Annotated in this window: 15 protein-coding genes; 7 read left to right on the forward strand and 8 right to left on the reverse strand. The window is 45.0% G+C overall.

Features of this window, described 5'->3' with window-relative positions; all coding sequences use genetic code 11:
* Positions 1–17: 17 nt before the first annotated feature.
* The 3 genes from AB4351_RS05995 to AB4351_RS06005 all read left to right on the forward strand — a co-directional run bounded on the left by AB4351_RS05995 (position 18) and on the right by AB4351_RS06005 (position 3472).
* On the forward strand, positions 18–1634 hold the full coding sequence (locus tag AB4351_RS05995; protein WP_137002277.1) for a methyl-accepting chemotaxis protein: 1617 nt from the start codon (positions 18–20) through the stop codon (positions 1632–1634).
* A 177-nt stretch (positions 1635–1811) separates the two neighbouring features.
* Complete coding sequence (locus AB4351_RS06000; protein ID WP_017060318.1) at positions 1812–2510, forward strand: TIGR01621 family pseudouridine synthase; 699 nt, start codon at positions 1812–1814, stop codon at positions 2508–2510.
* 8 nt (positions 2511–2518) lie between these two features.
* Entirely contained in the window at positions 2519–3472 is a 954-nt protein-coding gene (locus AB4351_RS06005; RefSeq protein ID WP_017071833.1) for a class I SAM-dependent methyltransferase, read from the forward strand.
* A 93-nt stretch (positions 3473–3565) separates the two neighbouring features.
* Here AB4351_RS06005 and AB4351_RS06010 read toward each other — a convergent pair whose 3' ends face one another.
* From AB4351_RS06010 to AB4351_RS06030, 5 genes are all read right to left on the reverse strand, one after another.
* Entirely contained in the window at positions 3566–4183 is a 618-nt protein-coding gene (locus AB4351_RS06010; protein WP_017060320.1) for a CDP-alcohol phosphatidyltransferase family protein, read from the reverse strand.
* Positions 4173–4823: an ATP-binding cassette domain-containing protein gene (locus AB4351_RS06015; RefSeq protein WP_017065359.1), complete on the reverse strand. Its 651-nt coding sequence runs from the start codon at positions 4821–4823 to the stop codon at positions 4173–4175. The genes AB4351_RS06010 and AB4351_RS06015 overlap by 11 nt, the downstream gene beginning before the upstream one ends.
* The gene (locus AB4351_RS06020; protein ID WP_017065762.1) at positions 4789–6489 is read right to left on the reverse strand and encodes an ABC transporter permease; all 1701 of its coding nucleotides are present in this window, start codon (positions 6487–6489) and stop codon (positions 4789–4791) included. The genes AB4351_RS06015 and AB4351_RS06020 overlap by 35 nt, the downstream gene beginning before the upstream one ends.
* A gap of 5 nt (positions 6490–6494) precedes the next feature.
* Entirely contained in the window at positions 6495–7661 is a 1167-nt protein-coding gene (locus tag AB4351_RS06025; protein WP_017060323.1) for an ABC transporter substrate-binding protein, read from the reverse strand.
* Between the two features lie 428 nt (positions 7662–8089).
* Entirely contained in the window at positions 8090–8536 is a 447-nt protein-coding gene (locus tag AB4351_RS06030) for an META domain-containing protein (protein WP_004734625.1), read from the reverse strand.
* A gap of 188 nt (positions 8537–8724) precedes the next feature.
* Between AB4351_RS06030 and AB4351_RS06035 the strand changes: the two genes are divergently transcribed.
* Entirely contained in the window at positions 8725–8988 is a 264-nt protein-coding gene (locus AB4351_RS06035) for a DUF1289 domain-containing protein (RefSeq protein WP_017060324.1), read from the forward strand.
* A 109-nt stretch (positions 8989–9097) separates the two neighbouring features.
* Positions 9098–9265 (forward strand): hypothetical protein, encoded by a 168-nt coding sequence (locus tag AB4351_RS06040; protein WP_017060325.1) that lies wholly within the window; start codon positions 9098–9100, stop codon positions 9263–9265.
* 57 nt (positions 9266–9322) lie between these two features.
* Here AB4351_RS06040 and AB4351_RS06045 read toward each other — a convergent pair whose 3' ends face one another.
* The 3 genes from AB4351_RS06045 to AB4351_RS06055 all read right to left on the reverse strand — a co-directional run bounded on the left by AB4351_RS06045 (position 9323) and on the right by AB4351_RS06055 (position 11466).
* A complete protein-coding gene (locus AB4351_RS06045) occupies positions 9323–9625 on the reverse strand; it encodes a thiamine-binding protein (RefSeq protein ID WP_017065764.1) in 303 nt (100 codons plus the stop codon).
* Positions 9626–9752: 127 nt separating this feature from the next.
* Positions 9753–9974, reverse strand: coding sequence for a hypothetical protein (locus tag AB4351_RS06050; RefSeq protein ID WP_017057116.1), 222 nt, complete (start codon positions 9972–9974; stop codon positions 9753–9755).
* 253 nt (positions 9975–10227) lie between these two features.
* Positions 10228–11466, reverse strand: a complete 1239-nt coding sequence (locus AB4351_RS06055; protein WP_372125350.1) for a DEAD/DEAH box helicase — start codon at positions 11464–11466, stop codon at positions 10228–10230.
* A gap of 214 nt (positions 11467–11680) precedes the next feature.
* On the opposite strand from AB4351_RS06055, the gene AB4351_RS06060 reads away from it, so the two are divergent.
* Positions 11681–12217 carry a LysE family translocator gene (locus tag AB4351_RS06060; protein WP_372125352.1) on the forward strand — a complete coding sequence of 179 codons (537 nt, stop codon included), beginning with the start codon at positions 11681–11683 and terminating at the stop codon, positions 12215–12217.
* Positions 12218–12569: 352 nt separating this feature from the next.
* Positions 12570–12926, forward strand: a complete 357-nt coding sequence (locus tag AB4351_RS06065; protein ID WP_017060329.1) for a hypothetical protein — start codon at positions 12570–12572, stop codon at positions 12924–12926.
* Positions 12927–13021: the final 95 nt, after the last annotated feature.

Here is a 13021-nt window from a genome sequence, read left to right on the forward strand (position 1 = left end):
ATTTAGGTAGGTGTTGTTTGAAATTGTCAGTGAGAAAGAAACTGTATGCCGGTTTTGGCTCTATATTGGCGGTGCTTGTCACGTTAGTCGGTATTGTATGGATGGAAGTTATTGGCGCTCATAAGAGCGCCGATGAGATTAGATTAGATGATGTACCGGGTACCGTTACCTACCTTGTTTTGATCGATGAAGCTGGAGATGTCTATCGAGATGCTCTGGGTGCAATCACTCTGGTCGATAATGCACTCAATGATTATCGAACCAACAAGAACGAATTTGCTCAAGCTATCGAGCAGGCTAAGCGTTTGGAGAGTAGAGGTTCGGAAGACCACCGCCGTATTCAGCGAATTGAAGACCTGATGGGGCGTTTCACTCAAGAGTTTGAATCAAAGCTTGTGCCGAAGATCAATGATGAAGCTGCGCTACTAGCCAATATTCAACAGCTACGATCTTTGTATGAGAGCAATCTTATCCCTATTGAGAACTTACTGGATCAAGCGTCAGCAAGTGAGCGCGCAGATACAGAACAGTCACTACTGACACTAACCGACACGTTTACTACCATCGAGCGCACCATCATGGTGTTGTCTGCTATTGCGATTGTCTTTGGTTGTGTGATTGCGTATCTATTGTCTAGCTCTATTACCAATCGTCTTACTCGTGTAGAACAAGTAGCACGACGTGTAGCAAATGGTGACCTAACGGCAGGCGACATTATTGATGATTCTGGTGATGAATTGGCTGAACTGGCTAAGTCGATTAACCAGATGCAGAAATCACTAGTAGACCTATTAGGTTCAATCTCGTCTGTGACTCACCAAGTCCAATCGGTGACAGGGGAGCTCTCTTCTATTAGCCAAGACATCGTTACTGGTGCATCAGCTCAAGCAGACAAAGCTAACTTGATTGCAACGGCTGCTGAAGAGCTAAGCTTGACCATTTCTGAAGTGGCGCAGCAAGGTACTTCAACTTATGAAGAAGCACGTCGCTCAGAAACCTCTGCAGAAGATGGCCGCAACGTGATTGTTGAGATGGTGGCGAGTATTCAACAAGTGTCGACTCAAATGAGCGATATGTCGTTGCAAATGAATACTCTAGGTTCTCACGGTGAGCAGATTGGTAGCGTTATCAAGGTAATCGAAGACATTGCTGAGCAAACTAACCTGTTAGCTCTTAACGCTGCGATTGAGGCTGCGCGTGCTGGCGAGTTTGGTCGTGGTTTTGCTGTGGTAGCCGATGAAGTGCGAGCGCTAGCAGAAAGAACAACCAAAGCGACACGAGAAGTCTCGGGCATCATTCAATCGATTCAATCGGGCACTCAAGAAGCGGTGACTTACACTCAAGATAACTGTCGTTTAGTTGAGATTGGTGTTGAGCAAAGCTCAGGTGCTGTTTCGGCTCTAGAAGCGATTGTGAGCGGTGCGGGCAATGTACAAAGCATGGTTAACTCTATTGCGACTGCGGCAGAAGAACAGACGGCTGTGACCAAAGAAATTGCAGCGGACATTACCGCGATTAGCGATATCTCTGAGCAATCTCTGCAGCTAGCAACTCGTAGCTCCGAAAATACATCAGGCTTGAACGCTAAGGTTGCTGAGCTAGAAGCATTAGTTGGTAAGTTTAAACTGGCGTAAAGCGGTAGCTTGGTTCTATTTACCTATTGGTAATCGAGTAAAGACCACGCACTGATCGCTAGTTGCTGAAAAGAAGCCCAACGATTCAATATTTATTGAGTGAGTTGGGCTTTTTCGTAGCTGGAATCTGGGTTCAGACGCGGTATACTCCACGTTCTACAATGGAGCTAGCCTTTAATGTTCGATATTCTTCTGAACCACTCTGATTTTTTACTTATCAATAAGCACCCTGGAGTCAGCGTCCACAAAGACGATGGCGATACCATGTTGCTTCAAGAAGTTGCTAAGGCAATTAATGAGCCTAAGCTGTATCTCGTTCATCGACTAGATAAAATGACTTCGGGCATTCTGCTGCTGGCAAAAAATGCGTCGGCGGCGAGCGAGCTTTCACAGCTATTTGCAAAGCGTGAAGTAGAGAAATACTACCTTGCGATCGGTTCTAAGAAGCCAAAGAAAAAGCAAGGTTTGATCTCAGGAGACATGGAGCGTTCACGACGCTCAAGTTGGAAACTTCTGACATCCAAAGAGAACCCTGCGATTACTCAGTTTTTATCAGCAACGGCTGAACCCGGTGAGCGTCTGCTGTTATGCAAACCCTATACAGGGCGAACTCACCAGATCCGTGTCGCGATGAAGTCGATCGGCTCAGCCATTGTTGGTGACCCTATTTATAATCCATCGAGTGAGGCTGACAGAGGTTATCTACATGCCTTCGCGATTCGATTTGCCTATCAATCACAAGCCTACGAATATGTCTGCGACCCAAGGAGCTTAAACTCTTTGGGTGAGAAGTGGCATCAAGAAACCGTGTCGAACGGTTTGGACAGTTGGCTTGAACCTTGGTCATTAACTTGGCCAAAGCTAAACACTAAGTGAGTGAAATAATGGAAGCATCAGCTTTACCTCTGTTTTTTAGTCATATTGAACAGCAACTTAATGAAGTACCAAACGAACTACGCCGTATTTTCCACGGTCGCGGTAAGTTTTGGCCTGGTCTGGAACAACTGACATGTGATTGGGTTGATGGACAGCTACTGGTTAACGTGTTCAAAGAAGTAGACGACGAATTCTTGTCATCTCTTAAAGCTGGATTGGTTCAACTCACCAACAAAGATATCTGGCAATCAAAGCAGGGCACAAGCATTGTTCTGCAACACCGTTATGCCGATGGTGCGCCTTCAGAGGTTCTATGGGGTGAGTTGAATGACTCTCCGGTTGTGGTTGAGCATGGCCTTAAGTACCAATTAGACATTGGCCGTAATCAGAACTTCGGTTTGTTCCTAGACATGCGTAATGGTCGTCAGTGGGTACAAGATAATGCCAAGGATAAGAACGTTCTTAACCTGTTTGCATACACTTGTGGTTTCTCTGTCGCGGCTATCGCTGGTGGCGCTCGTCAATGCATGAACGTGGACATGTCACGTGGCTCGCTAAACAAAGGTCGCGATAACCACCGTCTGAATGAACACGATATGCGCTCGGTTAACTTCCTTGGCTACGATATCTTTAAGTCGTGGGGGAAAATCAAGAAGGGCGGTCCTTACGAGCTCGTTATCATCGATCCACCTTCGTTCCAAAAAGGCAGCTTTGCTCTAACCAAAGATTACAAAAAAATCTTACGTCGTTTGCCTGAACTTCTAACTGAAGGCGGTGAAGTGATTGCGTGTGTGAACTCACCAGCAGTATCACCAAACTTCCTGATTGAGACGATGGCAGAAGAAGCACCAAGCGTTGAGTTCATTGAGCGTCTGGACAACCCGCCTGAGTTTGTCGATGTCGACCTTGATTCAAGCCTAAAGGTATTGAGGTTTAAAATCACGGCTTCAGCTGAAGCTTGATGTCATGATTTAGCGGGCATTATCCATACTAATATAGAAAACGCCGCTCACAATGAGCGGCGTTTTTATAGGTGCAAGAAACTAACTCATTTATTAACTAGCTTGGTTTTTTAGTGTCTGAAAACCAAAATAAATACGCATGAACGTGGTTAGCCAACAAGCTGCACCAAAGGTGTAAGCGATAACCGCAAAGTGTTGAGGCCAAATACAAAACGCGATGAAACAAGCGATGGTTTCAGTGCCTTCGGTTAGCCCTGACATGTAGTACAGAGACTTATGCTTATAGACTGGGTTTTCAATGCCTCGCTTGCCTGCCATAACCGCAAACGCTAAAAAGCTGCTGCCTGTGCCGATAAAAGAGAAGATCAAAAACGCACCGGCAATGGCGTTGTGTTCTGGGTTGGCAATGACAAATCCAAAAGGGATCAACGAGTAGAATAGGAAATCTAGGCTGATGTCGAGGAAACCACCCGCATCACTAATGCCTTGGATTCGAGCCAAGGCTCCATCAAGCCCATCACATACTCTATTAAACACAATGAAGCCTAACGCCCACTCATATTGTTGAAATGCCAACGCTGGAAACGCTAAACACCCAATCAGAAATCCGAATAACGTGGTTTGATTGGCCGTGATACCCAATTGGTTTAGTAACTTAGCAGACTGATTTAATGGCCACTTAATGACCTTAATGGAGTACTTATCCAGCATGGTTACTTCTCCATGGCCAAGACAGTACTTCTGCCCCTTGAGGTACATCGGCTTCGTCGTGCGTGACCATTAATGTAGGGATATTCGCTTTGGTCAGCTGTTCGAAGACCCAATCGCGAAATTGTGCTCTTAACTCTTGGTCTAGCTTGCTGAACGGTTCGTCAAGCAGGGCGAGTTTAGGCTTGGCTAACAACATACGAGTCAAGCTTATTCTTGCGCGTTGACCGCCGGATATTTGATCCGGGAAAGATTCAGCTAAGTGAGTTAGCTCTATGTCTTTTAGTGCAGCCATTGCTTGTTTTTGGCGAGCGGAACCTTTAACAGAGTTCGGTAACGAAAAGGCCAAGTTTTCCCATACTTTGAGGTGCGGAAACAACAAGTCATCTTGAAACAAAATACCGACTTCACGCTGATGTGATGGAAGCTCGTCGAGCTGAATATTGTTCAACACAACGGTGCCAGAGTACGAAAACTCTTCACTTAAGTGACCAGCAATCGCATCCAGTAAGGTCGACTTTCCGCAGCCACTCGGCCCCATCAAAGCCAGTATTTGGCCAGATTCTAATGTGACGTTTAGCGCTGAGAACAGCGAATCTCCATCGGTTTTACGGATGGCGAGGTCGTTGAGGTACAGACTCATTACTTAGGAAACCTTTAAAAGTAAGACGGCGATATCTGAGTTGAAGTCGGCTGACTAATATCGCTAAAGAGAAAAAGAACAGAGGCAATAGGGCCTGCCAAATGGCATAGATTGCTGTCACCCTGCGGTCGAAACCACTGGTAAGTGCAACGGCTTCTGTGGTGATCGTGCTAATACGGCCCGCGCCGAGCATTAATGTTGGAAGGTATTGGGCCAAACTCACGCTGATCCCGACCGCCCAAGCAAAGGCAATCGCAGGAAGCAAGATTGGTAGTTTGATCGAATACCAACTCTGAAATGGCGATTTACCTAGGCTCAGCGAGGCTTTAATCAACCCATCATTGAAGCTTTTCCACGGGCCATCCAAAGACAGGTACACAAACGGGAAAGCAAAGAAAACATGCGCCCAAATCACCCAGAACTCATAGGCACTACTGCCGATGTAGAGGGTCGTGACTTGCATACCAAACAACACTGAAAGCTGTGGTATTAGCATTGGAATAGCGATAATGAAGCCCGGAACTTGCCACTTGTATTTGATTCTGTATTCGTGAGCAACCAGCGCAAGCAACAAAGCGATTGAAGCAGCAATCAGACCAATCCATAAGCTTTGACCAACGGTGCTCATGATGCCTTCCCACTCGAACTCCCAGAAGCGCGTGCTGTAGCGGCTCGGCAGTAAATCAGGGAAGCGCCAACGCTGAGCAACGCTCCAAATTACCATTAAAGGAATGATCAGCAGTGAAAGGCTAGCAAGGACAGTGAATACCGTTTTCCCCGGAAGGTTTGCCCCTGTTCTTCCGGAATACTGCCAAGTTCGAAAGTACTTAAGAACCGCCCATTCAACTAAACGCGCCAAGGCGATGATCAACGAAGCTAAACCAAACAAAACGATGGCACCAGCAGCAGCTCGCGGAAGTAGGTTAAGATCCGGATCGTTGAACCATTGCCATACCAAAACGGCAAAGGTCGGCGGGTTGGTTGGGCCTATGATCAAAGCAATATCGACAACCGAGACACTGTAAGCGAGTACCGCCAGCATTGGGAAACGAAGCTTAGTAAACCATTGTGGGAAAATACATTTCCACCAGATCTGAGCGCGGCTGTAACCGAGCGATGCACTGACCTTGGTGATACGCTCTACATCAATTTGCTGAAGTATCGAAATGCTCATCAGCAATAAGAAGGGGACTTCTTTGAGTGCGAGCATAATAATTAAGCCGAACGCGTATGGGTCTTTCACCAATAACGCCAATTCAGAGCTGGTAGCCGATTCGCCGAGCAAGTGATGTACCGCTCTTGCGCCAAGCCCCGTTGGACTAAACAGAAAAGCAAAGCCGATAGCGAAAGCTACATGTGGAATGGCAAGCATTGGCGATAGCGTAAACTCAATCTTTCTCCAAAACTTGTTTCCCCAAGAGGCTTGAAGAATACAAAAGGTCAGGAAGCAGGCTATATAGCTGCTTGCAATTGCTGAACCTAGGCTTAAGCCAATAGAGTGCCAAGCCCCTTCCCATTGAAAGACTTGGCTAAAACCGTTGAGTGTCGGCTCCTCTAAACCAAGGGGCGGGATGAAACTCAGTGACGAAGCCACGACTCCCGCTACCCCAGGAATGGTCGGGATAATGCATACAGCTATAACAACAAAATATAGAGCGCGTAGCATGAAGACTAGTTACCGTATCGCTTAAGCCACTCTTTCTCGAGCGCGTTTTGCCAGCTAGGGTGTGGTTCATCAACCGATTTAAATTGCTGGGTGTTTTTAGCGCTGCCAGTCAGGTATTTGCTGCTCAGAACCGAAGGATCGCCCCAAACATTGAGGTCACCCTTGCGAGATTGTGCTTCCGGGCTCAATAAGAAGTTAATGGTCACTTGAGCACCTGCGGTTGCATTGGCATTCCAAGGAATCGCCAGGAAGTGAATGTTAGATAGAGCGCCGCTTTCTAGAGCATAAGCCTTAGTGGTTTCGGCTAAGCGACCACTGGCTTGTGCTGAATAAACAGAGTTTGGATTAAACGTAATCGCGAGATCGATCTGTCCGTCATCCAGAAGTTGGATGCTTTCCGATGTGCCTGCTGGGAATTGTTTGCCACCGCGCCAAGCCACTTTATGGAATTTATCTAAGTAAGCCCACAGTGGTGCCGTCACTTCTTGGAAGTTGTCTTCTGAAACCGGCTGAGCCAGTGCAGGGTTATTGTTTGTTAGTTCAATCAATAGAGACTTAATGAAGCTCGTGCCATGAAATTCTGGTGGGCGAGGGTAGCTTAAGCGATTTGGGAAAGCTTGAGCGTAGCTCAACATCTCTGAAAACGATTGTGGCGGGTTGTGTAGTGTCTCTTGATCGTGAATGAACACAAGTTGTCCCACGCCCCACGGTGCTTCCAAGCCTTCTGTCGGCTCTGAGAAATCAACATCAATCGGCAGAGACTTATCGACATACTGCCAATTTGGAAGTGACTCTGTAAATGGCCCAAACAATAGCGCGTTGTCTTTCATCGAGCGGAAGTTCTCGCCATTAATCCAGACGATATCGACGCTGCCTTCACTGTTCTTTCCTGCTGCTTTTTCAGCAAGCAGTCGAGTGGTGGTTTCCGCAATATCGGTCACTTTCACATGCTTTAACGTGACACCGTAGTCACTTTGTAATTTCTTGCCTGCCCACTGTAGGTAACGATTGATCTCTTGGCTTCCGCCCCAAGCGTGAAAGTAGACAGTTTCTCCCTCTGCCTGCTGTTCTATTTGGTTCCAGCTGTCGGTGGATGTTGCTTCATCAGCATAAATGGTTGCGCTGTATGCAACGGTTGCCATGATTCCTAACGTACTTACTATCTTGTTCATAAACTTTTCCATTTGGTAGTGAACGGGCAAGAGCATTGTATTTTCGAACTCCCCAGTGCGTATTGACCCTTCGTGGTTAACGAAAGATCAACATGCCCTAATAGTTATTCTATCTGTTTCTGAAATAAATTCTAATTCAACAGTAAATTCAATCAATTACTTGAGAACAAGCAGGGAGTTCGCGGTCGAGTTTTGTTCGATACGTAATCATCTCGAAAACTCGACAGACTCTAGGCTTTTGCCATCCTAGCAACAGACCGCTGAACCGTTGAATTTATTGCATCTAAATGAGAGATTTTTGAGGTTTATTGGAGGTTGGTACGAAAAGTCGGCGATGAGCGTCAATTTTGAAGAAGTAGTGAGGGCAAGCTGACAATAAAAAAGGAGCCATCAGGCTCCTTTAATCAGTATTTGGTTTCGATGACGGATTAGTTTACCCAGTCACGAATTGTGTACGTTAGCGTGTGTACATCGTTTTTCAGTACTAGCGTATCGTTTGTTAGCGTTACGTCGCTCCACTCGCTTAGAGTAGCAGAAACCGATTGTTCGATTTCCATCGCAGAGCCGTGACACATTTTCATTGTCATGCCCATTTGCTTGATACGGAATTGACCGTCTTTCAGCTCGCCTTGACCGAAGAAGTTGTTACAACCAGCCATGCCGTTTGCAGTCATCTTTTCGCCGATCTCTAGACGAGGAGCTGCTTGGTCTTCGCTTTTCACAATGTCCTTGCCATCAATTTGCGCAAGTTCCCAATTATGGTGCTGTAGATCGGTTGGTGTTACTTGCATCGCGTTGTCACCTGTTGTTGTGCATGCTGCTAGCATCATAGGTAAAGCGGCTACTGCTAGTAATTTTTTTGAACTAAACTTCATATTATAAGGCTCCAAAGGAAAGAACGAAGTTACCGGATAAGTGTAACTTGATGGGTTCAAAGTATAGTTTACAAAACACTATATGTGTCAGTATAAGGTCATAGTTTAGTATGGATTTCACGAGCCAGGCGACAAATTAATCGCTTATTTTTGAGAGAGTAAGCGTAATTTTGAATGTGTAAGGAGGCATGGTGGAGCAGTTAGAGTTTTTCCAAGTTCCAAGCCCTTGCGTTGGGGTTTGTTCAAGCGATGACAAAGGCTATTGCAACGGTTGTATGCGCAAGAGAGAAGAGCGCTTTAATTGGATGTCGATGACACCGTCAGAACAATTGCACGTGATAAAGCTGTGTCGTCAGCGCTATAGAAGAAAAATAATGAATCAAAAAAACTTGATTGGTAAGCAGGTCGATGAAGAGGGAAATACCAGTCCCCAAAGAGATCTTTTTGGCTAAAGAGGAAGTATTTAGATTTTATTTAACTCCGAAGTAACTATTACTTTACATAATGGTTGGGGTGTAATATTAAAGTAGGTACCTTTGTACCTGAAGGAGTGGTGTCGGTATGAATAAAAAGAACGTAAAAATCAAAAAAGAGCCAGTCAAAGCACTTGACCGAAAACCGATCGGGGCAAAAGATGACCCTGAAGAGACTCCGCGTGATTGGCATTCGATGTCAGAAGAAGAACGAATGGAAATCCTTTCTCACCTCTCAGACATGCCTTTCCAATAACACCACTGGTTCTTCAGAGCCTTTCTTAAAGCTCAGTTTTCAGAAACAAAAATGTGATTAAACAAACATGTGATTCGCTTTCGTTACACCACGATGGTACGTGCAAAATGTATCATCGGCCTCGGTGGTTTTACTGTGAATCTTAATGTTTGTGATCACTTCTACCGCCCCTGCATCGTAGCAAGCTTGTTCTGCTTTTTTAACGATATCGAGTAATTGGTTGAGTTCACCTTTCATCGTAGTTTCCATCGCACCGACTTGGAAAGGCACATCGGCAGCTTTCACAACTTCAATGGCTTTATCAACCACTTCGAAGTTGTTGCCTTCTTTAACGCGAGGTATCACTTGGAAGGCAACCATCACTTCTTTTTCTCTTTTTAACTCAGACACTTTCTGCTTACTCTAGGATAGGGAATTGTTGCAGATGATAGGTTAATTCGGAGACGAATTCTACAGCGATTATGCTGGTTGGATTACTCTCTTTGTCCTACTTGTTACCCCAGTGGTCACTTACCCAACCACCTATGTGCTCATCAAAATGACTGCCACTGAACCTCTGGTTGCGTTCAACCGAAGTATCACAATCATCTTTATTATCTATTAGGGTTTGTATGTAGTTTGCCATCGGGTCATTGGAACGTTGACGATCTCGGCGAGTTGCCACTTCCTTAATCAGTTGTAATCGATATGTAGAGCTAGCACGTTTCATTTCAATGACCTCCTGTTGTAGACACTAATAGAAAAATCTAGTTGCTAGATATAGGGGCGTCAACGTGATTTAAGAGTATTTTTTTTGAGCAACCAAGAATCAATACGTTGGCATCATAATTCACAAAAGTGTCATTTAAGTTGGCAACTTTAGGGAAGTTTTTGGGTGTGAATTTGTATTTTGTTGCATATAAAAAAGCCCAGTACAAACTGAGCTGACCATTCTATTTCTGGTTACTTAGAGTTATTTCTGGTTACTTAGAGCTATTTGGTTTGCTTTTAAATTGCTTAATGCTTTTCTTTTTAGCTGTTCTTCGATTGGCCATTTTATCTTTAGGTGGACGCTTGCGAGCGGTCGTTTCAGATGCAGGTTTGTCGGTAACCGGGAAACCCTCTAATGGTTGCAGCACTAACGGCTTATTGGTCAAGGTGCGAATCGCATTGAGGTAGTCAGTTTCGCTGTGGCTAACCAGAGAGACCGCGCAGCCAGTACTTCCTGCTCTTGCTGTACGACCAACGCGGTGTACGTAAGTTGCTGAGTGAGAAGGTAATTCGAAGTTAATTACGACAGGTAACTGATCAATATGAATGCCTCTAGCCATCACGTCTGTCGCGATAAGCACACGAGTCTCGCCATTTTTGAAACTTTCTAATGCTTGCTCTCGTTCTTCTTGGCTCTTATTTCCATGTAACGCACTCACACTGATTTTGGCTTTATTCAATCGTTTGGTTAATGCATCGGCATTGTCTTTTGCGCCAATAAATACCAATACTTGCGGCCATGTGTGTTGATTGAGTAGTGCGATGAGCGCTTGAGCTTTACTGCCTTTGTTCACTAAATACAGGGTTTCTTCAATAGTCGCGACCACGCTGTTTTCTTGATGTGTCGTGACTTTAACTGGATTTAAAAGAAGCTCTTCAGCTTGCCCTACTAATTCGGGCGGAAGTGTCGCAGAGAACAACAGTGACTGACGTTTGCTCGGTAGTGCTGAAGTAATCGCTTGAATATCTGGCCAAAAGCCCATGTCGATCAGGCGGTCGGCTTCATCAAGAACCAATGATGAACACTGAGCGACATCCAGTTCATCACTTTTGATTAAAGCAAGTAAGCGGCCCGGTGTGGCGATGGCTAATTGTGGTTTAGTCGATAATTGTTGCTGTTGATCATCAGTATTTACGCCGCCCGTTAGCGTTACCAATTTGATGTCAAGCGCTGTTGCGATCGGCTCTAAAGATTTGGTCACTTGAGATGCAAGTTCACGGGTTGGAACAATGATCAGTGCTTGCAGTTCATTCACATCTTGGTTGATGTTATTCAGTAAAGGTAAGCCAAACGCCAATGTTTTACCGCTGCCCGTTTGAGCCAATGCAAGTACGTCTTTCCCCGCAATAATGGTAGGAATTACCGCTTGCTGTATCTCTGTTGGCTTATTGAATTGAGATGGGAGCGCGGAGACGGTTTTTGCGTTAAGGGTTAGGCTAGCAAATGACATAAATGAACCAAGTATCAAAAGGGAGGTGGAGTCTAACAGGGCTACAAATGTTAGAGAATCAGTTTTGTATGTTAGACGATAAACACATTCATTATACGCGCGAATTATGTATGTTAGCCATACGCGATAATTAAGCGTTTATCATATTGTAATGGCACTGAATGGACGTACAATGTCCGCCCTAAAAATGTTCATGAAATGAGATCGAAATGAGTTGGGAAAGTATCTGGCTGTTTATTGTTATCGTGTTTTTTATTGCTATTATCCCGGGCCCAAATGCGCTGTTGGTATTAAGCACAGCCTTAACTCAAAGAAAGCTGTTCGCATTTGTGAACGTGTTGGGCGTGTCATGTGGTTTTTTTTTCACGCCTTTATCTCGGCCAACGGCATAAGCCTATTACTGTCGAACACTCCCATGGCCTTTGAAGGGCTAAAGTGGGCTGGGGTTTTGTATCTTGTCTGGCTTGGGTATAACCATTTTCGTGCGGCGCTGCGCGCTCAAGAGGGTGTGCTCCCTGTGGTCAGTGCATCGGGAAGTAAGCTTTACAGCCAATTTTTCAAAGGGCTCCTCACTAATCTACTGAATCCTAAAATCGTCCTGTTTTATCTTTCTATATTCCCTCAATTTGTTTCAACAGATGCGATTGTGACAGACAGTTTGATACTTGGTGCAATTCAAGCGTCAGTGGTGTCGATGTGGTTCTTAGTTGTGATCTTAATGGCGGATACCTTTAAGCGCTTGTATGGATAATAAGCGCTCCTCGCAAATGGTGAACATTGTGTGTGGGATTCTATTCGTGGGCTTCAGCATTCAGTTGGCATTGTTTCAGCTTTAGGGTGCGATGCGAAGAATTGGGTTTTTAGCTATTGGTTCAGTTCATTTCCGGCTTAGTTCTCGTTTCCATCTTAGTTTTCATTTCCGATTCAGTTCTCATTTTTTACTGAATGCTAAGCAATCCGTGTTTCTCTGTATAAATCTCTAAAGCATTAGCTCGGGAAGTCGATATAATTATTAGCTATCAATTTGGTGAATGTGTTTATTTGAGACCAATTGAAGCTACAGCCTATTGCTTGACCGAAATAACAGAGACAGGGAGTCACTAATGCGTGAAGATTCATTCACCCAGAAACGCAAATATTACCGCTTAAAGTACCCTCAAAAGGCTCGTCCGGTGATGCGAATTAAGGATGAGCTTTTTCATGTCAGCGAAGTTTCTGAAAAGGGTGTACGCCTGATGATGCGTAACATCATTCCGGTTTATCGTGGCTTTTCAATGGCCGGCACCTTGAGGTTGCATGACAACAACAGTATCGATATTAGCGGTGCTGTATTGCGACAAGAAGGTGACGAAGTGATCGTTCAGTTATCACAAGGTCCGAGCTTCAAAGATATGGTGTCTGAACAACGCCACATTAGGCAAAGATACCCAGTGTTTTTTGCTAGCCTCAGAGTGGCATAGAAAGCTTTTAAAGTTAGATTCACTCATCCAAGCCGATATTAAAAAGCCCAGCACTTTCACAAGTGCTGGGCTTTGTTCTATCTATAGCCCAGATT

Origin of the sequence: Vibrio sp. 10N.261.51.F11, from assembly GCF_041471665.1 — a bacterium.
GTDB lineage: Bacteria > Pseudomonadota > Gammaproteobacteria > Enterobacterales > Vibrionaceae > Vibrio > Vibrio crassostreae_C.